Annotated in this window: 21 protein-coding genes; 11 read left to right on the top strand and 10 right to left on the bottom strand. The window is 71.4% G+C overall.

The window, feature by feature from the left end:
• Window positions 1–51 precede the first annotated feature (51 nt).
• Window positions 52–588: a YbhB/YbcL family Raf kinase inhibitor-like protein gene (locus tag ACGFJ7_RS02980; protein WP_360242416.1), complete on the top strand. Its 537-nt coding sequence runs from the start codon at window positions 52–54 to the stop codon at window positions 586–588.
• Window positions 589–1,731: 1,143 nt separating this feature from the next.
• Entirely contained in the window at window positions 1,732–3,879 is a 2,148-nt protein-coding gene (locus tag ACGFJ7_RS02975) for a heavy metal translocating P-type ATPase (RefSeq protein WP_360242413.1), read from the top strand.
• Between the two features lie 320 nt (window positions 3,880–4,199).
• On the opposite strand, the gene ACGFJ7_RS02970 is transcribed toward ACGFJ7_RS02975, so the two are convergent.
• The 3 genes from ACGFJ7_RS02970 to ACGFJ7_RS02960 are packed head-to-tail and all read right to left on the bottom strand — an operon-like array spanning window position 4,200 to window position 5,873.
• Complete coding sequence (locus ACGFJ7_RS02970) at window positions 4,200–4,952, bottom strand: TetR family transcriptional regulator (RefSeq protein WP_392640519.1); 753 nt, start codon at window positions 4,950–4,952, stop codon at window positions 4,200–4,202.
• Window positions 4,933–5,454 (bottom strand): thiol-disulfide oxidoreductase DCC family protein, encoded by a 522-nt coding sequence (locus ACGFJ7_RS02965; RefSeq protein ID WP_392640517.1) that lies wholly within the window; start codon window positions 5,452–5,454, stop codon window positions 4,933–4,935. The genes ACGFJ7_RS02970 and ACGFJ7_RS02965 overlap by 20 nt, the downstream gene beginning before the upstream one ends.
• Window positions 5,451–5,873 carry a hypothetical protein gene (locus ACGFJ7_RS02960; protein WP_360242407.1) on the bottom strand — a complete coding sequence of 141 codons (423 nt, stop codon included), beginning with the start codon at window positions 5,871–5,873 and terminating at the stop codon, window positions 5,451–5,453. Before ACGFJ7_RS02960 ends, ACGFJ7_RS02965 begins: the two co-directional genes overlap by 4 nt.
• Before the next feature lie 295 nt (window positions 5,874–6,168).
• Between ACGFJ7_RS02960 and ACGFJ7_RS02955 the strand changes: the two genes are divergently transcribed.
• Genes ACGFJ7_RS02955 through ACGFJ7_RS02945 form a run of 3 tightly spaced genes read left to right on the top strand, consistent with a single transcriptional unit; the run spans window position 6,169 to window position 9,081 of the window.
• Complete coding sequence (locus tag ACGFJ7_RS02955) at window positions 6,169–7,359, top strand: ROK family transcriptional regulator (RefSeq protein WP_360242404.1); 1,191 nt, start codon at window positions 6,169–6,171, stop codon at window positions 7,357–7,359.
• Window positions 7,360–7,385: 26 nt separating this feature from the next.
• Window positions 7,386–8,186 carry an ABC transporter ATP-binding protein gene (locus ACGFJ7_RS02950; protein WP_392640514.1) on the top strand — a complete coding sequence of 267 codons (801 nt, stop codon included), beginning with the start codon at window positions 7,386–7,388 and terminating at the stop codon, window positions 8,184–8,186.
• Window position 8,187: 1 nt separating this feature from the next.
• Window positions 8,188–9,081, top strand: a complete 894-nt coding sequence (locus tag ACGFJ7_RS02945) for a ribokinase (protein WP_360242398.1) — start codon at window positions 8,188–8,190, stop codon at window positions 9,079–9,081.
• Between the two features lie 7 nt (window positions 9,082–9,088).
• Here ACGFJ7_RS02945 and ACGFJ7_RS02940 read toward each other — a convergent pair whose 3' ends face one another.
• The 4 genes from ACGFJ7_RS02940 to ACGFJ7_RS02925 are packed head-to-tail and all read right to left on the bottom strand — an operon-like array spanning window position 9,089 to window position 11,369.
• Window positions 9,089–9,976: a methyl-accepting chemotaxis protein gene (locus ACGFJ7_RS02940; RefSeq protein ID WP_360242395.1), complete on the bottom strand. Its 888-nt coding sequence runs from the start codon at window positions 9,974–9,976 to the stop codon at window positions 9,089–9,091.
• Window positions 9,976–10,509: a PAS domain-containing protein gene (locus ACGFJ7_RS02935; protein WP_360242392.1), complete on the bottom strand. Its 534-nt coding sequence runs from the start codon at window positions 10,507–10,509 to the stop codon at window positions 9,976–9,978. The genes ACGFJ7_RS02940 and ACGFJ7_RS02935 overlap by 1 nt, the downstream gene beginning before the upstream one ends.
• A gap of 39 nt (window positions 10,510–10,548) precedes the next feature.
• Complete coding sequence (locus tag ACGFJ7_RS02930; protein WP_360242389.1) at window positions 10,549–10,905, bottom strand: hypothetical protein; 357 nt, start codon at window positions 10,903–10,905, stop codon at window positions 10,549–10,551.
• A 5-nt stretch (window positions 10,906–10,910) separates the two neighbouring features.
• Window positions 10,911–11,369, bottom strand: coding sequence for a DUF6232 family protein (locus ACGFJ7_RS02925; protein WP_360242386.1), 459 nt, complete (start codon window positions 11,367–11,369; stop codon window positions 10,911–10,913).
• 55 nt (window positions 11,370–11,424) lie between these two features.
• Between ACGFJ7_RS02925 and ACGFJ7_RS02920 the strand changes: the two genes are divergently transcribed.
• Genes ACGFJ7_RS02920 through ACGFJ7_RS02905 form a run of 4 tightly spaced genes read left to right on the top strand, consistent with a single transcriptional unit; the run spans window position 11,425 to window position 16,116 of the window.
• Window positions 11,425–12,198 carry an enoyl-CoA hydratase/isomerase family protein gene (locus ACGFJ7_RS02920; RefSeq protein WP_392640509.1) on the top strand — a complete coding sequence of 258 codons (774 nt, stop codon included), beginning with the start codon at window positions 11,425–11,427 and terminating at the stop codon, window positions 12,196–12,198.
• 40 nt (window positions 12,199–12,238) lie between these two features.
• Entirely contained in the window at window positions 12,239–12,841 is a 603-nt protein-coding gene (locus ACGFJ7_RS02915) for a hypothetical protein (protein ID WP_360242380.1), read from the top strand.
• 26 nt (window positions 12,842–12,867) lie between these two features.
• Window positions 12,868–14,472 (top strand): Hsp70 family protein, encoded by a 1,605-nt coding sequence (locus tag ACGFJ7_RS02910; RefSeq protein WP_360242377.1) that lies wholly within the window; start codon window positions 12,868–12,870, stop codon window positions 14,470–14,472.
• A 21-nt stretch (window positions 14,473–14,493) separates the two neighbouring features.
• Complete coding sequence (locus tag ACGFJ7_RS02905; RefSeq protein WP_360242374.1) at window positions 14,494–16,116, top strand: acetolactate synthase; 1,623 nt, start codon at window positions 14,494–14,496, stop codon at window positions 16,114–16,116.
• On the opposite strand, the gene ACGFJ7_RS02900 is transcribed toward ACGFJ7_RS02905, so the two are convergent.
• From ACGFJ7_RS02900 to ACGFJ7_RS02890, 3 genes are all read right to left on the bottom strand, one after another.
• Window positions 16,113–16,454 (bottom strand): PLDc N-terminal domain-containing protein, encoded by a 342-nt coding sequence (locus tag ACGFJ7_RS02900; protein WP_360242371.1) that lies wholly within the window; start codon window positions 16,452–16,454, stop codon window positions 16,113–16,115. The genes ACGFJ7_RS02905 and ACGFJ7_RS02900 overlap by 4 nt on opposite strands.
• Before the next feature lie 1,166 nt (window positions 16,455–17,620).
• Window positions 17,621–17,923, bottom strand: coding sequence for a DUF202 domain-containing protein (locus ACGFJ7_RS02895; RefSeq protein ID WP_392640504.1), 303 nt, complete (start codon window positions 17,921–17,923; stop codon window positions 17,621–17,623).
• A gap of 10 nt (window positions 17,924–17,933) precedes the next feature.
• Window positions 17,934–18,314: a DUF202 domain-containing protein gene (locus ACGFJ7_RS02890; protein WP_360242365.1), complete on the bottom strand. Its 381-nt coding sequence runs from the start codon at window positions 18,312–18,314 to the stop codon at window positions 17,934–17,936.
• 366 nt (window positions 18,315–18,680) lie between these two features.
• Here ACGFJ7_RS02890 and ACGFJ7_RS02885 point away from each other — a divergent pair, with 366 nt between their 5' ends.
• Together ACGFJ7_RS02885 and ACGFJ7_RS02880 are read left to right on the top strand one after the other, a co-directional pair.
• Entirely contained in the window at window positions 18,681–19,460 is a 780-nt protein-coding gene (locus ACGFJ7_RS02885) for an electron transfer flavoprotein subunit beta/FixA family protein (protein WP_360242362.1), read from the top strand.
• A 12-nt stretch (window positions 19,461–19,472) separates the two neighbouring features.
• Complete coding sequence (locus ACGFJ7_RS02880) at window positions 19,473–20,396, top strand: electron transfer flavoprotein subunit alpha/FixB family protein (protein ID WP_360242360.1); 924 nt, start codon at window positions 19,473–19,475, stop codon at window positions 20,394–20,396.
• The last annotated feature ends 42 nt before the right edge of the window (window positions 20,397–20,438 follow it).

Here is a 20,438-nt window from a genome sequence, read left to right as displayed (position 1 = left end):
AGGATCACCCTATCTGGCGCAGATAATCGATTATCCGTAGGGTAGTCGACTATGAACGATCCTTTCGCGCGCCTTCCTTCGGCGCCCACCTTCACAGTCACCAGCACAACCGTCGCCGACGGGCAGCCACTGCCCGCCGCACAGCACTCCGGCATGTTCGGCATCCCCGGCGGCGAGGACGCCTCCCCGCAGCTGAGCTGGAGCGGGGCGCCGGCCGGAACGAAGAGTTACGCGGTGACGGTGTACGACCCGGACGCGCCGACCGGTTCCGGTTTCTGGCACTGGGCGGTCGCCAACATCCCGGCCGACGTCACGTCCCTGCCCGAGGGCGCGGGCGACGACAGCGGCTCCGGCTTGCCGCCAGGCGCGGTGCAGTTGCCGAACGACGCCCGGTTGGCCCGCTTCCTGGGCGCGGCCCCGCCGGCCGGCCACGGCGCACACCGCTACTTCATCACGGTGCACGCCCTGGACGTCCCCGACATCGGCGTCCCGGCCGACGCCACCCCAGCCAACCTCGGCTTCACCATGGCCGGCCACATCCTCGGCCGAGCCACCCTGATCGCCACAGCGGAGACCCCGGCAAGCTGACCCCGCCCCTCCCCGCCGCTCGTCAGGGCCCGGCCCCAGCCGGGCCCTGCCCGCCGCCGCGCTGTCGGCCCCGTCTCGGCACCGCCCCTGGCTTCCCGCTCGGCCCGCCTCTCGCCTCCAGCACGGCGTCGACCTTGGCTTGCCGCCCGGCATCGGCCTGGCCCGCACGGCATCGGCCTCGGTCGCACCGCCCGGCGTCGATCTCGGTCGCCCGCCTGCCGTCGGCTCTAGCCTCCTGCCCGGCGTCGGCCTCGGTCGCCCGCCTGCCGTCGGCCCTAGCCTTCTACCCGACCATGGCCCCGGCGACAAGCCCCGGCCCGAGCGTGAACCTCGAATTCGGCCGACTTCAGCCTCGGGTCTTAGCTGGCTTCGACCTCGCCCGACTCGGCCGCATCCCTGGCCCCCTTGAGAAGCTGCGCGATTCGGCCTCGGCTCGGCTACGGCTCCGGCTCGGCTACGGCTCCGGCCCGTCTCTGGCTCCGGCTCCCGCCCGGCTCCGGCTCCCGCCCGGCTCCGGCCGGAGCCTCGGTTCGAATTTGGGCCCTGGCCCGAGAATGCCAGCCCGAGCCAAACTGGGCCTCAACACCGACCCGTCTCGACGCCAAATCCAACTTCGGCAGCGGCCCCGGCCTCGACCCCGGCTTGGCACTGCCTCGGCCCTTCCCTTGCCGTCCCGCGCCCTCGCATGCCGTCCGTTGCCGTGCCGCGCCGTCTCTTGCCGTACCGCGCCGTTCCATGCTGTGCCGCACCGTCCCATGCTGTGCCGCGCCGTCCCATGCTGTGCCGCGCCGTACCGGACCATCCCATGCCGTCGCATGCCGTACCGGGCCGTCCCACGCGGTCCCATGGCATACCGGGGCCGTCCCACGGCGTACCGCGCCGTCCCACGGCGTACCGCGCCGTCCCACGGCGTACCGCGCCGTCCGATGCCGTTTCGCGCTGTCTGGGGCTGTCCGCAATGTCCGGCGCTGCCCTGCCCAGCCCTGCTTGCAAGCGCTGGAGAGAGTCCTGCCGAACGCGACGCGGACGACCCTGCGCGGGCAGGGGCACGTTGCTGAGCGGTCGGCGCCCGCAAGGGTGGCCGCATCCATCCAGGGCTTACGGTGAGGCATACCCGTACCCCCGAGGGGTATGCTCGGAGGCATGGAGCGGGTGATCGAGCTGGAGATCGGTGGGATGACGTGCGCGGCGTGCGCCAATCGCATCGAGAAGAAGCTGAATCGGGTGGACGGCGTGACGGCCACTGTCAACTACGCCACGGAGAAAGCGCGGGCCACGGTTCCGGTCTCCGTCTCCGCCGCCGACCTGATCGCTGTGGTCGAGAAGACCGGCTACACGGCGGCCGAGCCCGCGCCGGAGAAGCCGGTGGACGTCGCGGAGCGGCGGGATCCGCTGCGCGACCGGCTGCTGATCTCGGCCGTGCTCAGCCTTCCGGTGATCGTCTTGGCCATGGTTCCGTCATGGCAGTTCGACTACTGGCAGTGGTTGTCGCTCGTGCTTGCTTCACCCGTCGTGGTGTACGGCGGGTGGCCGTTCCACCGGTCGGCCTTCGTGAACCTGCGGCACGGCGCGGCCACCATGGACACGCTCGTGTCGATGGGCACGCTGGCCGCCTTCGGATGGTCGATCTGGGCGCTGTTCCTCGGTGACGCCGGGATGCCGGGCATGACGCACCCGTTCTCCCTGACCGCGAGCGACGGCGACGCGATCTACCTGGAGGCGGCGGCCGGGGTCACCACCTTCCTGCTCGCCGGGCGCTATCTGGAGGCGCGGGCCAAGCGCCGCGCCGGTGACGCGCTGCGGTCGCTGCTCGAGCTCGGGGCCAAGCAGGTCACCGTCCTCGCGGACGGCGTCGAGCGGGTCATTCCGGCCGGCGATCTCACGCCGGGTGACATCTTCCTGGTACGGCCGGGTGAGAAGGTCGCCACCGACGGCGTGGTGGTCGACGGAGTGTCGGCGCTGGACGTCAGCCTGCTGACCGGTGAGTCGGTGCCGGTCGAGGTACGGCCGGGTGACCCGGTGACGGGCGCGACGGTGAACGCCGGCGGGCGCCTGGTGGTGCGGGCCGAGAAGGTGGGCGCCGACACCCAGTTGTCGCAGATGGCGCGATTGGTCGAGGAGGCGCAGAACGGCAAGGCGGCCGTGCAGCGCCTGGCCGACCGGATCTCGGGCGTGTTCGTGCCGGTGGTGATCGCCCTCGCGGTGGGGACGCTCGGCTACTGGCTCGGTACCGGCGAGGGATCGTCCGCGGCGTTCACGGCGGCGGTGGCCGTACTGATCATCGCCTGCCCCTGTGCCCTCGGCCTGGCCACGCCGACGGCCTTGCTGGTGGGTACGGGCCGTGGCGCCCAGTTGGGCATCCTGATCCGGGGCGTGGAGGCCCTGGAGTCGACCCGCCGGGCCGACACGATCGTGCTGGACAAGACGGGCACGGTGACCACGGGCCGGATGGCGCTGGCGGCGCTGATCCCGGCCGGCGGAACCGACCCGGCGGAGCTGTTGAGGCTGGCGGGCGCGGTCGAGGCGGCCTCGGAGCACCCGATCGGCCGCGCGATCGCGGACGCCGCCCGGGAGAAGGGCGCGCTGCCCGCGGTCACGGACTTCCACGCGACGGCCGGCGTCGGCGTGCGCGGCCGCGTCGGTGGCGTGGAAGTAGTGATCGGGGCCGGGGCGCCGCCCTCGGCGGCTGTCGACGGCTCGACCTGGGTCGAGGTGTCCGTCGATGGGGTGGTGGCGGGGTGGCTGGGGCTGGCCGACGCCGTACGGCCGACGAGCCGGGCCGCGATCGCCCGGCTCCGGCGGCTGGGGCTGGAGCCGATGCTGGTCACCGGCGATGCCGCGCCGGTCGCCGAGGCGGTGGCGGCCGAGGTCGGCATCACCAAGGTCTTCGCGGGGGTGCTGCCGGCGGGCAAGGTGGACGTGGTCAAGGGTCTGCAGGCCGAGGGCAAGTCGGTGGCCATGGTCGGCGACGGCGTCAACGACGCGGCCGCGCTGGCCCAGGCCGATCTCGGGTTGGCGATGGGCGCCGGCACCGACGTCGCGATCCAGGCTTCAGATCTCACTTTGGTACGCGATGACCTGAGCGCCGCCGTGGACGCGGTGCGGTTGTCGCGCCGCACCCTGAACATCATCCGCGGCAACCTGTTCTGGGCCTTCGCCTACAACGTGGCGGCTCTGCCGCTGGCCGCGGCCGGCCTGCTCAACCCGATGATCGCCGGGGCCACGATGGCGCTGAGCTCGGTCTTCGTGGTTCTCAACAGCTTGCGCCTGCGGTCTTTCAAGGCGGCCTGAGGTTCTGCGGCCCGAATGCAGCGTGAGCCGGGCCGGCGGCGGATTGCTCCCGAAATCCGCGGCCGGGCCCGGCTCACCGTCTGCGTCGCGAAGGCTCGAACCGGTCCCGTGGCCCGAGCCCACTGTCCGCGACGTCCCCAGATCCACCTGCGGTGATAACGCTACGTGCCGGTGGTTGCCGGCCGAAAGCTCTCGGTGGCCGAAATGGCCGTTCGGCCCACGCGGAATGGGCGACAGATCCGGCTATTTCTGGACAGCAAGGGATATAGGTCCAGAGCCGATCACTTACCGTGGCGGCGGTGATGCACTACCGAAAGTGATCAATCGTCCCGGCGAATGCTGTCGATCAGGCCCAGCACCTGCCGCAACGCGGGCCGCAGCACCCGCAGCCGGGACAGCGAGACGAGCCGGTCGATCAGCGGCACGACGCCGTCGATGAGCCGGCGGGTGCGCCTCTGGCCCGGCGACCTGTCGTACACCCAAAAGAGAATGACCCCCATCCACCCGAGCCACAGCAACTCGGGCAGCTCACGGCGCAACTCCGGATCGAGCTTGGCCGTCGAACCCTCCACCACATCCCGGAAGATCGCGATGGCCGCCTCACGCGCCGGCGACGACTCCCGCGAGAACGGACTCAGCGGCGACGACGGCTCGGCCGCGCTCTTGAAGAAGGTGGCGGCAAACGAGTGGTACGGGCCGTTGACGTCGATGCCCGCGTGCAACACCCCGCGCAGTCGCGGCGCCAAATCCTTCTCGGCGGCGAAGACTTCTTCCGCCGCCGCCCGGTGCGCGGCTTGGTTCCGGTCGTAGAACCCCTGAATCAGGTGTTCCTTGGAGTCGAAGTAGTAGTACGCGTTCCCGACCGCGACCCCCGCCTCCTTGGCGATGGCCCGCATGGTCGTCTCGGCGTACCCCCGCTCCCGGAAAAGCCGAAGCGCCGTCTCCAGAATCAGCTGCCGCGTCTGCTCGCCCCGAGCCCGCCGAGGTTTCTCCACCCGGGAGGGCGGCTCGGTGAGCGGGGTGGCCGGCGATGGGTCGTCCGGGCCGGTCGGCTCAGCGGCAGCGGTCGTCACACCCGTCACCGTAGTCCCCCGCCCAGTCCGCGCGTGCCTCCCCGACCTCGGTGGCCGGCGTGCGCGTCGCCTCCCGGAGGGCGGACACGGCGGCGATGAACTTGCGGGCGGTCGGCAGCAGCACCGGCGAACTGATCCGTTCCGCCATGGCCCGGTAGTCGGCAAGCGCCCACAGGCATGCCACCCAGGCCGCGTCCCCCACGTAGACCGAGCCGTCATCGCCGATCACCGTGATGTCCCGCAGTGTCGCCTCATGGTCCAGTCCGGCGAACCGTTGCCGCGCCACGGCCGACCCCGCGGGGATGAATTCCAGCGGTACGAGTTGAGCCCGCCCCCGCAACCAGCGCCCCGCAGCCCGGCAGATCGGGCACCCCGCGTCGTAGAGAACAGCGAAGGACCCGATCCCGCCGAGTGGTTCGGTCCGGCCGGCCCCGTGACCGGCCGGACCGAGTTCATGGTGGCCGTTCCCGGAGCCGGCCGGGTTGATTTCGCGAGTTCTCATGCTCGGGCCGGCGGTGGGGTCTGCGGGTGGAACGGAAGGCGGCCGGCCGGCGGCAGTGGGGGGACGGCTTGCTGCTGGCGCAGGCGGCCGCGCCGGTAGCGGCCCAGGAAGAAGACGTTGCAGAAGTGCAGAACCCCGAGGACGAGCAGCACCAGCCCGATCTTCATGGACAGGGTCTCCAGTGCCTCGCTCGTGTCGGCGATCGCGCCTCCCGATCGCATGGCCACCGTGACGTATCCCAGATTCAGCAGGTAGAAGCCCATCACCAGCAGTTGGTTGACCGCCTTGGCCAGCTTCGCGTCGGCGAAGACGTCGGCCAGGAAGACCATCCCGTTGCGGGACAGCGTGGTGGCCACCCAGACGGTCAGGCCGACGCTGACCGCGAGATACGCGAGGTACATCCACACCTTCGGATCCATGGGATCGCCTTTCTTGAACGTGTTCAAGTAACACTCATGAGCGTAGACCGAAACTTGAACATGTTCAACAAGAGCGGTGCGCGGCGCTATGACGGCGAGGGCTCGGTTGCGCTGGGAGGTGGGAAGGGTGAAGGCGGGGCTTCGGGCCTGGTCGGCGTGGGCGGGACCTGCCATGATCGCTCGAGGTCGATCGGTGGGGGAGTTGCCGACGCGCCGGGACCGCTACGCTGCGCCTACCCGTTTGATGGGTGCCGGTAATCTAATAGGAAATAATCCTAAATAAGTAGGGGATCGCATGGCCGCCACCCGCCTTCCGGGCACGCCCCGGCTGTTGCGCGCGCTCAACGACCGCGCGGCGCTGGAACTGTTGCTCTCGCGCGGGCCGCTGACCCGGGCCCAGCTGGGCGAGATGACCGGCCTCAGCAAGGTCACCGCCTCGCAGCTGGTGGAGCGCCTGGAGCAGCGCGGTCTCGTGCGCCGGGTCGGTGAGCAGGCCGGCGGTCGCGGGCCCAACGCCCAGCTGTACGCGGTCACCCCGGGCAGCGCCCACGTCATCGGCGTCGACGTCGGGCCCGATCGGGTCGTCGCCGCCTGTGCCGACATCACCGGCACGATCATCGGGCGCGACGAGCAGTCCACCAAGGACACCGACGACCCGGTCGGCGTCGTGCACAACGCTGTCGTGCGGGCCGCGACCGAGGCCGGCGCCGACATGGGCTCGGTGCGGCGGGTCGTGCTCGGCACCCCGGGCCTGGTCGATCCGCAGAGCGGCGAGATCTCCTTCGCCTGGGATCTGCCCCGCTGGCATCGTGGGCTGCTCGACGACCTTCGCCGCGACCTGCACACCCCGGTCGTCTTCGGCAACGACGTGAACATGGCCGCCGTCGCCGAGCAGAGCACCGGCGCCGCCACCGGGGTTCGCGATTTCGTGCTGATCTGGGCCGGCCGCGGTGTCGGTCTGGCCAGTGTCATCGACGGCCGCCTGCATCAGGGCAGCACGGGCGCCGCCGGCGAGATCGGCTATCTGCCCGTGCCCGGCGCCGAGGTGCCCCGGCACTCGTCCAAGCGGGCGGCCAAGGGCGGCGTGCGTGGCGCCTTCCAGAGCCTGGCCGGGGCCGAGGCGGTCAAGACCATCGGCAAGAAGTACGGCTTCCGCGGCGCCGAGGCGGCCGATGTGATCCGGGACGCCGTCGCCGCCGGTGAGGCCGGCGAGCCGGTGCTCGACGAGCTCGCCGCGCGGCTGGCCCTGGGTGTCGCGGCCACCTGTGTCGTTCTCGACCCGCCTCTGGTCGTGCTGGCGGGCGAGATCAGTCACGCCGGTGGCCCGGCCCTGGCCGAGCGCGTCGAGCAGGAGGTCGCCGCGATCACGCTGGTCCACCCGAAGGTCGTCATCACCGAGGTGGAGTCCGATCCGGTGCTGCACGGCGCGCTGTGGACGGCCCTCGACGCCGTACGGGATGAGGTGTTCGGGTCTACAACGGCCTGAGGTAAAACGCGTGGTTGGATGGTCCCGTGACTCTCCCTCCCGACGACGACACCGTCATCGCGTTCGACCGGGTCAGCGTGATCCGCAACGGCAACTTCCTGGTTCGGAGCCTGTCCTGGCAGGTCGAGCTGGACGAGCGCTGGGTGGTCCTCGGGCCGAACGGCGCCGGTAAGACGACCCTGCTCAACCTGGCCTCGGGCCGGCTTCACCCCTCCCGCGGCACGGCCTACGTGCTGGCCGAGCGTCTCGGGCGCACCGACATCAACGAGCTGCGGACCCGCATCGGCCTGGCCACCGGCCAGTTCGCCGACCGGGTGCCGGCCGACGAGCGGGTCCTCGATGTCGTGGTCACCGCCGCCTGGTCGGTGGTGGGCCGCTGGCGGGAGAGCTACGACCCGCAGGACGAGGCGCGCGCCCGGCAACTGCTGGCCCAGCTCGGCATGGGCACGCTGGTCGACCGCGAGTTCGGCACCCTCTCCGAGGGCGAGCGCAAGCGCACCCTGATCGCCCGGGCACTGATGACCGACCCCGAGCTGATGCTGCTCGACGAGCCCAGCGCCGGCCTCGACCTGGGCGGCCGGGAGGATCTGATCGCCCGCCTCACCGAGCTCGCCCTCGACCCCGACTCGCCGGCCATGGTGCTGGTCACCCACCACGTCGAGGAGATCCCGCCGGGCTTCACCCACGGGCTGCTGCTGCGCGAGGGCACCATCGTCGCGGCCGGCCTGCTGGGCGAGGTGATGACCGCCGACAACCTGTCCAAGACGTTCGGCCTGCCGCTGATCATCGACCGGTTCGGCGACCGGTACACGGCCCGGGCGGCCTGACGTGTCCCCGCGGATCGTGGTCGCCGGCAGCGCCAACATGGACCTGGTCGGGCTGGCCGAGCGCCTGCCCCGGCCGGGTGAGACGGTGCTGGGCGACGACTTCCTGATGATGCCGGGCGGCAAGGGCGCCAATCAGGCGATCGGCGCCACCCGGGCCGGCGGACGCACCTGCTTCCTCGGCGCGATCGGCTCCGACTCGTTCGGCGTCAACCTGAACGCCCAGCTCAACGGGGCCGGCGTCGACATGACCCACGTGCGGACGACGTACGGGGTCTCCGGCGTCGCCGTGATCATGGTGGATCGCGCCGGGGAGAACTCGATCCTGGTCGCGCCGGGCGCCAACAACGCCTTCACCGGCCTGAGCGACGGCGAGCGGGACGAGATCGCGGCCGCCGACGTGCTGCTCTGCCAGCAGGAGATTCCGGTCGAGACCGTGATCGAGGCGGCCCGGGCCGCGCGGGCGGGCGGCACCCGGATGATCCTGAACGCGGCCCCGGCCCGGGAGCTGCCGCCGGAGCTGCTGGAGAACGTCGACCTGCTGGTGGTCAACGAGGTCGAGGCCCTGGCCGTCACCGGCGGCGACACGATCGACGTGCCGGCCCTGCTCGCCCTGGTGCCGCGGGTGGTGCTGACGCTGGGCGGGAGCGGTTCCCGGTACGCCGACCGCGAGGGCCGCGACGAGCAGGTCCCGTCGTTCAAGGTGAATGTCGTCGACACGACCGCCGCCGGCGACGCCTTCACCGCCGCGCTGGCCGTGGCCTGGGGTGAGGGCCGCGATCTGATCGAGGCGGTGCGCTGGGCCAACGCGGCCGGGGCCGCCTGCGTACGCAAGGTCGGCGCCTCCAATTCGTTGCCCACGCGCGCGGCGATCGACGAGATCTACAACGGGGGCTAGAGCGGGGCTAGGTCTGGCGGGCCGTGGTGACGAAGCGGTTGACCTCGGACCGCAGCACCTCGGCCAGCTGGGAGAGGCCGGTGCTGCCCACGTCGCCGCCGCCGTCGACCGCGGCGGCGATGCCGTCGACCAGGCCGCTCATCTCGCGGATGCTGTTGGTGACCGTCTCGAGGACCGTCACCGCGTCGTTCGCCACCTCCTGCACGGTGTTGACCTGTCCCATGATCTCGTCGCTGGAGGCGCTGGTCTCCGTGGCCAGGTTCTTCACCTCGCCCGCGACCACGCTGAAGCCCTTGCCGGCCTCACCGGCGCGGGCAGCCTCGATGGTCGCGTTCAGCGCGAGCAGCCGGGTCTGCTTGGCCACCGCGTTGATCAGGTCGACCGCCGTCCGGATCTGATCGGAGGCCGCGCGCAGCCCGGTCACCGTGGACAGGCCGCGCTCCGCCTCGCTCACCGCGTCGCGCGCGAAGTCGGCGAGCCCGTTGGCCGTGGCCCCCATCTCGGTGGCCGCGGTCGCCACCTGCTCCGACACCGAGAGCACGGCCGACTCCAGGTCGTCGGCGAGCGCGACCCGGGCCGCGTTCGCCTCGGCGATGCGGGCCGCGTTCTGGCTCATCACCGATGTGGAAGCGGAGATCTCCTCGGCCGCCGTCTTGAACGCGCCGCGCAGGCCGCGGGTCAGGATGCGGCGGTGGAAGCGTCCCTGCGCGGCCGCCGCCGAGGCCGCGCTCGACTCCCGCAGGAACGCGTCGCTGGTGTCGAGCAGGTTGTTGATCGCCTCGCGGGCGGCCACGGCCTCGTCGGTGTCGCCGATCGAGGGCAGGCGCGCCTCCAGGTCACCGGCGGCCGCCCGGCGGCACACATCGGTGATCAGCCGGAGGACCTCGTCGGCCATCAGCGGGCACCGGTGGTCAGGGCCCAGACATATTCGTCGTACGTCTGGCCGCCGAGTTCCGCCAGCATCGCCTGCCACCCCGCCTCGACCGCCGCCTTGGTGTTCGGCGCGCCCCGCTCGGCCGTGAGCAGCCGGTCGTACAGGCGGCTCACCTCGGTGATCACGTGCTTGTCGGGGGAGCGGCGGTTGGAGTGGTAGCCGGCGAGCCGGCCGTCAGCCGCGTACGAGGGCGTGACGTGGGCGAAGACCCAGTAGTGGGCGCCGTCGGCGGCCAGATTCTTCACGTACGCGAAGATCTCCTGCCGTTGCTCGAGGGTGTCCCAGAGCAGCTTGAAGACGGCCCGGGGCATGTCCGGGTGCCGGATGAGGTTGTGCGGCTGCCCGACCGCCTCGGCCTCGGTGAGGGCCGAGGTCCGCAGGAAGACGCTGTTGGCGTACGTGATGACGCCGCGCGGATCGGTCTTCGTCACGATGATCTCGTCGAGGCCGAAGGTCCGCTCGACACCGGTGGGGCGCGTCTGGGTGGCTCGCATCAGTTCCGATGGTCACCGACTCGTCCCCCCGCCCGCACGCTATTGGGCAAAAACGCGGCGGGCCCAGAGAACGAGCGGTATCTGCAACGGCAGCCGCCCGTAGGCGACGGCTCGCTTGGCCGGCGAGGCGTGCCGCCAGTCGACCGCCATCTTGACGTTGGCCGGGAAGACCGCGGCGAACAGGCCGGCCGCGGCCAGGGCGCCCACGCGCCGGGTGCGGGGATGCGCGACGGCGGCCGCCACGGCCAGCTCGGCGGCGCCGCTCAGATAGGTCCAGGTGCGCGGGGAGCCCGGCAGGGAGCGCGGCACGATCGCGTCGAACGGCTTCGGGGCGGCGAAGTGCAGCGCGCCCGTGGTCGCGAGCAGGACCGAGAGCCCGGCGGCTTGTTTGTTCATCCGCGTCACTTTAGAGAAGGTTCGAGCGCCCGCTGAAGGGCCCGGTAGACGCGGCCGAAGCGCGCCGAGTCGGGCGTGCGCAGCAGCATGACCTTGCCGGTCGGGGTCCGGGCCCAGATCTCCCGGGTGCGGCTGCCTCGGTCGTACGAGCGGTCGACCTGCTCCAGAAGCACGTCGGCCAGCGGCGCCGTGGCCAGGCCGACCAGCACGCCGCCGCCCACCAGCGCGATGGTGGTGCTGGTGGAGGCGTCGATCAGCAGCGCCACCATGATGCCGAGCGCACCCAGCAGGATCGGGACGAGAATGGCCAGGCCCAGCGCGCCCCGGCCGGCGATCGTCGCCCAGGACCGGCGCCCACGCGTGTGCCAGACCTGGATCAGGTCGTCCAGAGCCAGATCGACACCGTTCATCCGGACGCCGCCGGACGTGATCCACACGTCCGGGTCCCGGTAGTAGGTGGTCATTGTCATCTCCGTACCCGTCGTAGGCTGACCTGAACCAATACTCAGGAGGCTGTTCGTGGGCGAGTTCGTGACGCTGGAGACCAACGACGGTATCGGAACCATCAAGCTGAACCGGCCCCCGATGAACGCTCTCAATACCCAACTTCAGGAAGAACTTCGCGCCGTCGCGCATTCCGCCGCCGGCGACGAGGGAGTCAAGGCCGTCATCGTGTACGGCGGTGAGAAGGTCTTCGCCGCGGGCGCCGACATCACCGAGTTCACCAAGGTCGGCTACCAGGAGATGGCGATCCGCGCCGAGGCGCTGTCGAGCGCGTTCGACGCCGTCGCCCGCATCCCCAAGCCGGTCGCCGCCGCGATCACCGGCTACGCGCTCGGCGGCGGCTGTGAGCTGGCCCTGGCCTGCGACTGGCGAGTGGTGGCGGACGACGCCAAGCTCGGCCAGCCCGAGATCAAGCTGGGCATCATCCCGGGCGCCGGTGGCACCCAGCGGCTGGCCCGGCTGATCGGGCCGGCCCGCGCCAAGGATCTGATCTTCTCGGGCCGCATGGTCGACGCCGAGGAGGCCCTGCGGATCGGCCTGGCCGACCGGGTGGCGCCGGCCGCCGACGTCTACCGGACGGCGGTCGAGCTCGTCCGGCCGTACGTGACCGGGCCGTCGCTGGCCCTGCGGGCGGCCAAGCTGGCCGTGGACGGCGGGCTCAACCTCGACCTCGCCTCCGGCCTGGCCCTGGAGTCGCAGCTGTTCGCCGGGTTGTTCGCCACCGACGACCGGATCGAGGGCACCACCGCCTTCGTCGAGAAGCGTAAACCCACATTTACGGGCCGCTGACCCTCGCATATATCGATCAGTTGCCATAAAGTCACGCGGTGTGGAACCGGTCCCGGTCACGCGTGGGGTGCGGCGCACCGTGCGCATGGCCGTGGCCCTGGTGATCGGGCAGGCTCTGCTCTGCGCCCTGATCGGCTGGCTCACGCTCGGCCGGTCCGGCTCCGAGTCCGGCGGTTCCGGTGCGGCGGTCGACCAGGCCGCCGCCCCGCCACCGCGCCCGTCGGCGGCCGCGCCGGCGCCCGCCGTTCCCGCTCCCGAGCCGCCGGTGGCGGCCCCGCGCAGCCCCGAGGCGCCGGTGTCGAAGACGCGCCGCCCCACCCGGAAAGCCACCACCACCGTCACCGCCGCCGCGCCGGAGGCGACCAAGCCACCGCCGGTCACCTCGAAGCCCGCTGTGCCGAGCGTCACGCCGTCGAGCGAGTTGATCATGCTGCCGCCCGAGCCGCCGGAGTCACCCGTCGCCTCGCCCAGCAGCTCACCCACGCCCGGTGACCGGCCGCGGCCGGACGGTGAGCAGTTTCAGCGCGATGTGACAGTCGGTGATCGTTGTTGGCCCGAGGGTGCCTTCGGGCGCACCCGCGACGGCGAACTCGTTCGCTGTCTGCGCGCGCGGTATGACCCTCCGCGCTGGAAGATCGTCTGACGGCGGGTACCCCCTAGACTCGGTCCATGCCCATCGACCAAGGTGAGCCGAAGAGGCATGCCCTCGGCGTGGACTTCGGTACCTCGAACACTGTCGCGGTGGCGCGCTGGCCCGACGGCCGCGCCCGCCCGATCCTGGTCGACGGGTCCCCGCTGCTTCCCTCGGCCGTCTACGCCGAGCCCGACGGCAGTTTCGTCGTCGGCCGCGACGCCGTGCACGCCGCCCGCTTCGACCCGGCCCGCTTCGAGCCCAACCCGAAACGCCGCATCGACGACGGCCTCGTGCTCCTGGGCGAGCAGGAGGTGCCGGTCGTCGACCTGATCGCGGCGGTGCTGGCCCGGGTGGCCGAGGAATGGCACCGCGCGGTCGGCCCGCTGCTGCCCGAGGTGACGCTCACCTGCCCGGCCACCTGGGGCGCGACCCGCCGCACGCTGCTGGCCGAGGCCGCCGCCCAGGCCGGGCTCACCCGGGCCCGGCTGGTCGCCGAGCCGGTGGCCGCGGCCACGTACTTCGCCGAGGTGCTCGGCCGCGACGTGCCGATCGGGTCGGTCGTCGTGGTCCACGACTTCGGGGCGGGCACCTTCGACGCGAGCGTCGTCGCCCGTACGGCGGAAGGCTTCGAGGTCATGGCCGTCGACGGCCGTGACGACATCGGCGGGCTGGACATCGACGCCGCCATCGTCGAACACCTGAAAACCGACGAGTGGCAGCGCCTGATGGAGCCCACGACGGCCCAGGAGAGGCGCGCGCAGCGTCAGCTCTGGGAGGAGGTGCGGATCGCCAAGGAGCGGCTGTCGCGCACCCAGTCGGCCGACTTCGTGGTGCCGCTGCTCGACACCGAGGTGCACCTGACCCGCGACGAGCTGGAGAAACTGGCCCGGCCGATCCTCGACCAAACCGTACGCATCACCAAGGGCATGCTCGACTGGGCCGACCTGCCCGAGGGCCGGCTGGCCGGCGTCTTCCTGGTCGGTGGGGCCAGCCGCATCCCGCTCGTGGCCACCCTGCTGCACCGCGAGCTGGGCGAGGCGCCGGTGGTGATCGAGCAGCCCGAGCTGGTGGTGGCCGAGGGCAGCATCCTGGCCGGCGCGGCGCTGCTGGCCTCCGGCCCGGCCGCCCCGGGGCCGACGGCCGAGATGCGGCTGGTCTCGACCGGCCTGGCCGACTCCGCGACCGTGCGGGTGGAACCGGCCGTCGTCGAGCACATCCCCGGCACCACCGGACTGCAGCCGCCGGTCGATCCGTGGCCGGACGCCGATCACAGCCACTGGGCGCCCGATCCGCACGCGACCGTGCCGACCCCCAAGTCCGCCTTCGCGCCGCCGGTGAGCGCGCCACCGCCTACCGACCGGCCCATCTCCGTGCCTCCCCGGGCAGTGGCGACCGCGACGCCGAGCCGGCCGATGTCGCCGGTGCCGCAGCCCTATCAGCCGCCGCGCCCGCCGGGGAAGAAGCCGCGCAAGCGTTCCAGCGGCTTCGTACGGTTCCTCCAGATCACGTTCAGCACCCTGCTGATGATCGTCGTTCCCCTGGTGGCGCTGGTGGTGGCGTACGGCTACGGCAACGGGGACTCGCTGCCGCTCGACGCGGAAAATCTGTGGCGCGAGATTCGGGAGCTGCTGGGGATCTGACTCACCGGTAACCTGCTGGGCATGGCTGAGGTGATCGAGGGGCACGGCGGAGATCTGGCGCTGGCGGCCCTGCGTGCGTACGGGGTGACGGAGATGTTCACCCTTTCCGGCGGACACGTGTTCCCGCTCTACGACGCGGCACACAAAACCGGTTTTCCGATCTACGACGTACGCCACGAGCAGTCCGCGGTCTTCGCGGCCGAGGCCGTGGCCAAGCTTCAGCGGCGCCCCGGGCTGGCCGTGCTCACCGCCGGACCCGGCGTGACGAACGGCATCTCCGGCCTGACCAGCGCGTTCTTCAACGCCTCGCCGGTGCTGGTGCTGGGCGGCCGGGCGCCGGCGTTCCGCTGGGGCTCGGGCAGCCTCCAGGAGTTCGACCACGTCCCGCTGGTCAAGACCATCACCAAGTACGCGGGCACGGTCGGCGACACCGACGCGGTCGCGGGCGAGATCGGGGCCGCGCTGACCGCCGCGCTCACCGCCCACCGCGGGCCGGCCTTCCTCGACCTGCCCCTCGAGATCGTCTTCTCCACCGGCGAGGCGGCCGCGCCGGGCACACCGGCGATCCCGGTGATCGAGCCGGACCCTTCCCTGGTCGAGGAAGCCGCCCGCCTCCTGGCCTCGGCCACCCGGCCGGTGATCATCGCGGGGTCGGACGTGTGGGGCGGCGACGCGATCGACGCGCTGAAGGCGGCGGCCGAGGCGCTGCAGGTGCCGGTCTTCACCAACGGCATGGGCCGGGGCGCGCTGCCGCCGACCCACCCGCTCGCCTTCGCCAAGGCCCGGCGGGCCGCCCTCAACGAGGCCGACGTGGTCTGCGTGATCGGCACGCCGCTCGACTTCCGGCTCGGCTTCGGCGAGTTCGGAGAGGCCCAGGTCGTGCACATCGTGGACGCGCCCTCCCAGCGGGCCACGCACGTGACGCCGGCCGTCTCACCCGCCGGCGACCTGCGGCTGATCCTCACGGCGCTGGCCGACCACACCGGCGACCGGGCCGACCACGCCGAGTGGATCGCGGGGCTGCGCTCGGCCGAGGACGCCGGCCAGGCCCGCGACGCCGAGGCGATGGCGGCCGAGACCGACCCGATCAAACCGGCCCGCGTCTACGGCGAGCTGCGCAAAATCCTCGCCCCGGACGCGGTGACGATCGGCGACGGGGGCGACTTCGTCTCGTACGCCGGAAGGTATCTCGAGCCGTCCCGGCCCGGCACCTGGCTCGACCCGGGCCCGTACGGCTGCCTCGGCACCGGCATGGGTTACGCCATGGGCGCCCGGGTCACGTACCCGGACCGGCAGATCTGCGTGCTGTTCGGTGACGGCGCCGCCGGCTTCTCCCTGATGGACGTGGAATCGCTGGTCCGGCAGCAACTCCCGGTGGTCATGGTGGTCGGCAACAACGGCATCTGGGGCCTCGAGAAACACCCCATGCGGGCCATGTACGGGTACGACGTGGCCGCCGACCTGCAACCCGGCCTGCGCTACGACGAGGTGGTCCGTGCCCTCGGCGGCGCCGGAGAGACGGTGGAGAAGGCGTCGGGGATCGGCCCGGCGCTCGAGCGCGCTTTCGCCGCGGGCGTGCCGTACCTGGTGAACGTCCTGACCGACCCGGCCGACGCCTACCCCCGGTCGTCGAACCTGGCCTAGTCCTCCTCGCCCTTGTTCAGCTCCCTTTCCCACTGGGCGAGCATCTCGCTGTCGCGGCGGGACTTCTCGGTGTCGACCGACCGCAGGAAGTCGGGGTCGTCGTCGGGGGAGGTGGGCCTCGAGGCGCCACGGCGCACGGGGCCACCCTCCGTCGGCGGCGGCAGGGGCCGCCCCCAGACGAAGTACGCGATGGGGCCCAGCAGCGGGATCAGCAGGATCACCAGAACCCACACCAGGCGGGGCGCGCTACGCACCCGATCGGCCGAGAGGCAGCTGATCAGCGCCAGCACGAAGAGCACCAGCTGCACGGCAGCCAGGAGGATGAACAACCGGACCATGAGGCAATGATGACGCGCGGCGGCGCTTCCGGCGACGATCAGAGCATGACAACCGGACCGAATTGGTCGGCGCCGCCCCTTTGAGCGCTCCTACGCCGCCCCTTCGCTGCCGTCCGCATGCCTTGGCCTCGCCCAGCTCCGCTTTCCCGACATTTCGCCGTTTTCCTTCCTTCCCTCCTCCGCGTCTCCTCTTCCGCCCCACCTCCACGCTTCTTTCCTGCGCCTCGTTCTTCCTGCCTTGTTCTTCTCGCGCCTCGTTGCCCACGCCTTCCTCCTTCTGTGCCTCGCTGTCCTGCGCCTTCCTTCTTCTGCGCCTTCCTTCTTCTGCGCCTAACTCTCTGCGCCTGCTCTCCTGCGCCTGCTCTCCTGCGCCTGCTCTCCTGCGCCTGCTCTCCCTGCGCCTGCTCTTCCGCGCCTGCTCTTCCGCGCGTCGCGTTGCTTCTTCCGGCGCTCTGTCTTCCAGCGCTCTGTCTTCCGGTTTCCGCTCCTCGCTTCCCGCGCGCTTCTTCGTTCCGGTTCCGCTTCCCGCGCGTTCCTTCCCGCCTCCGCTTCTAGCGCCTTTCCCGCTTCCGCTCCTCGCTCCTTTTTCCCGGACTGCGCGTAGCGCGGCGCTTCCCCACTCGCCCTCTTTCCGCGCTTCCCTCTTCGCGCGAGGGGCGAAGGAGCGACGTCGCGCGAGAGGGCCAGGGGTGACGTTGCGCGAGAGGGCCAGGGTGACGTTGCGCGAGAGGGTCAGAGGTGACGTCACGCGAGAGGGCCAGAGGCCACCTCGCGCGAGAGATGAGGAGGTGACCTCGCGCGAGAGGGGCGGCGGGCGATTTTGCGTTAGGGGCGAGAAGGCGACCTCCGACGAGAGGGCCAAGGGGCGACCTCACGCGCGGGTCAGCGGGGCGATTTCGCGCGAGGGGAGATGGGGTGACCTCGCGCGCGGGTCAGCGGGGCGATTTCGCGCGAGGGGAGATGGGGTGACCTCGCGCGCGAGGTCAGCGGGGCGATTTCGCGTCAGGGGTGAGAGGGCGACCCCGCACGAGAGAGTCGGCGCGTGATTTCGCGCGAGGGGTGAGGGGGTGACCGCGCACGAGAGAGTCGGCGCGTGATTTCGCGCGAGGGGTGAGGGGGTGACCGCGCGAGAGAGGGTCAGCGGGGCGACTTCGCGCGCGAGGGGGTCAGAGGGCGATGACCAGGCCGCCGAGCAGGGCGAAGGCCAGAGTGAGAAGCGCGAAGGCCGGAACGGTGCGGCGTGCGGGCTTGGGTGGGTACGACGTGAGGCCCCTCGCCCGCCGGTAGGCGATGGCTACCATCGCGGCCCAGCCGACCAGGATGAGGGCGGCCCCGATCCATCGCCCGGCGTGGGTGGGGTGGGTGATGGCGGGCCGCAGGGCGAGCAGGGCGACCGCCGCCGCCGAGAGGGCGGTGCGGCGCCAGGCCAGGCGGGTGCGCTCGGCGGCGGCGCCGTGGTCGGCGGTCATGGGTGGGCGTTCAGTCCTTGGCCGCGTTGATCAGGACGGTGATGATCAGGAGCAGGGAGCCGAGGGCGACGGTCATCGCCAGGATCGCCGGGAACTTCGAGCCGGGTAGTTCCTCGCCCAGGCGCATGGCCCGTTCGGTGCGGGCCCAGTGGTCGACCGCGCGCAGCGCGACCACGCCGCCGAGCAGCAGCAGGGCGATGGCCAGGCCCTCGCGGAGGAAGGTGATCGGCAGCGGGGGCAGGAACTGGGCGCAGGCCAGCCCGCCGGCGATCAGCGCCAGGCCCGTACGGATCCAGGCCAGGAAGGTGCGCTCGTTGGCCAGCGAGAACCGGTAGTCGGGCGTACGGCCGACCGTCGGCGTCTTCTCCGGATCGAACCACTCCCGTAACACCCGTTGATTATTGACCGCGGAGGTCCGGAAGGCGGGTCCACAGGATGCGGACTTCGTCACTGACGCAGGCCTCGCGTGGGCGGCCGCATCGGCACCAGGGTGAGTCGGGTCCGGCACGTCCATGGGTGTCCGGCGCGGGGCCGTGAACGCGTGGGGGAGTATGTGAGTCGGACGGAAGCACACCGTCGACCAGCGGAGCGATTTGGCCGGACATATCGCGACACCTCCTTGCCCTGATCGTAGTCGTCTTGCGGGCGGGACGGGTGAGGTGAGTCACTACTAGGTGCACGACACGTGCAACTTACTGGCGGGTAACCTGGCGGGTGTATGGGCCGGCGGTCATAACAGGAGGGTCGTAAAAGCGCGATGAACATCGTCGTACTGGTGAAGCAGGTACCCGACTCCGGTGCCGAGCGCACCCTGAGCTCTTCGGACAACACGGTCGAGCGTGCCTCGGCGAGCAACGTCATCAACGAGATGGACGAGTACGCCATCGAGGAGGCGCTGAAGATCAAGGAGGCGCACGGTGGTGAGGTCACCGTGCTGACGATGGGCCCGGCCGGCGCGACCGAGTCGATCCGCAAGGCGCTGTCGATGGGCCCGGACAAGGCCGTGCACATCTCCGACGACGCGCTGCACGGCTCCTGTGCCGTGGCCACCTCCAAGGTTCTCGCCGCCGCGCTCGGCCAGCTGGGCGCCGACCTGATCATCTGCGGCGCCGAGTCGACCGACGGCCGCGTGCAGGTCCTGCCCCACATGATCGCCGAGCGGCTGGGCATCGCGGCGCTGACCGGCGCCCGCAAGCTCACGGTGGACGGCTCGCAGCTGACCGCCGAGCGGCAGACCGACGAGGGCTACGAGGTCGTCACCGCGGCCACGCCGGCCGTGGTCAGCGTCTGGGACACGATCAACGAGCCGCGGTACCCGTCGTTCAAGGGCATCATGGCCGCCAAGAAGAAGCCGGTGCAGGCCCTGACGCTGGCCGAGGTCGGCGTCGACGCGGGCGAGGTCGGCTTCGCCGGCGCCACGTCGCAGGTGCTCGAGTTCGCCAAGCGGCCGCCGCGTTCGGCCGGCACGAAGATCACTGATGAGGGCGACGGCGGCGCGCAGCTGGTCTCGTACCTCGCCACCGAGAAGTTCGTCTGAGAGGGGCCGGTCATGGCTGAAGTTCTTGTCGTCGTGGAAGGCTCCGTCAAGAAGGTCACGCTGGAGCTGCTGACCATCGCCCGCACGCTGGGCTCCCCGTCCGCCGTCGTCTTCGGCGACGTCGACCAGGCCAAGCTGGCCGAGTACGGCGCGGAGAAGATCTACCAGGCCGAGGCGTACGACTACCTGGTTGCCCCCAAGGCGACCGTCGTGGCGTCCCTCGTCCGCGAGAAGCAGCCGGCCGCCGTGCTGCTCGGCTCGACCCAGGAGGGCAAGGAGATCGCCGGCCGCCTGGCCGTCAAGCTGGACAACGGCCTGCTGACCGACGCGGTCGAGGTGGCCGCCGACGGCACCGCCACCCAGGTCGCCTTCGCCGGCTCCACCATCGTCAAGTCGAAGGTCACCAAGGGCCTGCCGATCGTGACGATCCGCCCGAACTCGGTCACCCCCGAGCCGTCGGCCGCGACGCCGGCCGTCGAGCAGGTCACGGCCGAGCTGTCCGAGGCCGACAAGCTGACCAAGGTCGTCGAGCGGGTCACCGAGACCAAGGGCTCGCGTCCCGAGCTCACCGAGGCCGGCGTGGTCGTCTCCGGTGGCCGCGGCGTCGGCAACGCGGACAACTTCAAGCTGGTCGAGGAGCTGGCCGACCTGCTCGGCGGCGCCGTGGGCGCGTCCCGCGCGGCCGTCGACTCCGGCTTCTACCCCCACCAGTTCCAGGTCGGCCAGACCGGCAAGACCGTGTCGCCGCAGCTGTACGTGGCGCTCGGCATCTCCGGCGCGATCCAGCACCGGGCCGGCATGCAGACCTCGAAGACGATCGTCGCGGTCAACAAGGACCCCGAGGCCCCGATCTTCGAGCTCGCCGACTACGGCGTGGTGGGCGACCTGTTCAAGATCGTGCCGCAGGCCGCCGACGAGATCCGTAAGCGGAAGTAACAGTCCTCACGTACGAGCGGCCCGGCGCTGTGCGCCGGGCCG

Source organism: Actinoplanes sp. NPDC048988 (genome assembly GCF_043197815.1).
Taxonomy (GTDB): domain Bacteria; phylum Actinomycetota; class Actinomycetes; order Mycobacteriales; family Micromonosporaceae; genus Actinoplanes.
The sequence above is the reverse complement of the archived record's forward strand: the minus strand, read 5'-3'. Positions and strand labels throughout refer to the sequence as shown.

Coding starts and splice junctions, on each gene's coding strand:
- ACGFJ7_RS02980 (WP_360242416.1), top strand. CDS start 52: ATGAACGATCCTTTCGCGCGCCTTCCTTCGGCGCCCACCTTCACAGTC.
- ACGFJ7_RS02975 (WP_360242413.1), top strand. CDS start 1,732: ATGGAGCGGGTGATCGAGCTGGAGATCGGTGGGATGACGTGCGCGGCG.
- ACGFJ7_RS02965 (WP_392640517.1), bottom strand. CDS start 5,454: ATGAGAACTCGCGAAATCAACCCGGCCGGCTCCGGGAACGGCCACCAT.
- ACGFJ7_RS02960 (WP_360242407.1), bottom strand. CDS start 5,873: ATGGATCCGAAGGTGTGGATGTACCTCGCGTATCTCGCGGTCAGCGTC.
- ACGFJ7_RS02955 (WP_360242404.1), top strand. CDS start 6,169: ATGGCCGCCACCCGCCTTCCGGGCACGCCCCGGCTGTTGCGCGCGCTC.
- ACGFJ7_RS02940 (WP_360242395.1), bottom strand. CDS start 9,976: ATGGCCGACGAGGTCCTCCGGCTGATCACCGATGTGTGCCGCCGGGCG.
- ACGFJ7_RS02935 (WP_360242392.1), bottom strand. CDS start 10,509: ATGCGAGCCACCCAGACGCGCCCCACCGGTGTCGAGCGGACCTTCGGC.
- ACGFJ7_RS02930 (WP_360242389.1), bottom strand. CDS start 10,905: ATGAACAAACAAGCCGCCGGGCTCTCGGTCCTGCTCGCGACCACGGGC.
- ACGFJ7_RS02925 (WP_360242386.1), bottom strand. CDS start 11,369: ATGACCACCTACTACCGGGACCCGGACGTGTGGATCACGTCCGGCGGC.
- ACGFJ7_RS02910 (WP_360242377.1), top strand. CDS start 12,868: ATGCCCATCGACCAAGGTGAGCCGAAGAGGCATGCCCTCGGCGTGGAC.
- ACGFJ7_RS02905 (WP_360242374.1), top strand. CDS start 14,494: ATGGCTGAGGTGATCGAGGGGCACGGCGGAGATCTGGCGCTGGCGGCC.
- ACGFJ7_RS02900 (WP_360242371.1), bottom strand. CDS start 16,454: ATGGTCCGGTTGTTCATCCTCCTGGCTGCCGTGCAGCTGGTGCTCTTC.
- ACGFJ7_RS02895 (WP_392640504.1), bottom strand. CDS start 17,923: ATGACCGCCGACCACGGCGCCGCCGCCGAGCGCACCCGCCTGGCCTGG.
- ACGFJ7_RS02885 (WP_360242362.1), top strand. CDS start 18,681: ATGAACATCGTCGTACTGGTGAAGCAGGTACCCGACTCCGGTGCCGAG.
- ACGFJ7_RS02880 (WP_360242360.1), top strand. CDS start 19,473: ATGGCTGAAGTTCTTGTCGTCGTGGAAGGCTCCGTCAAGAAGGTCACG.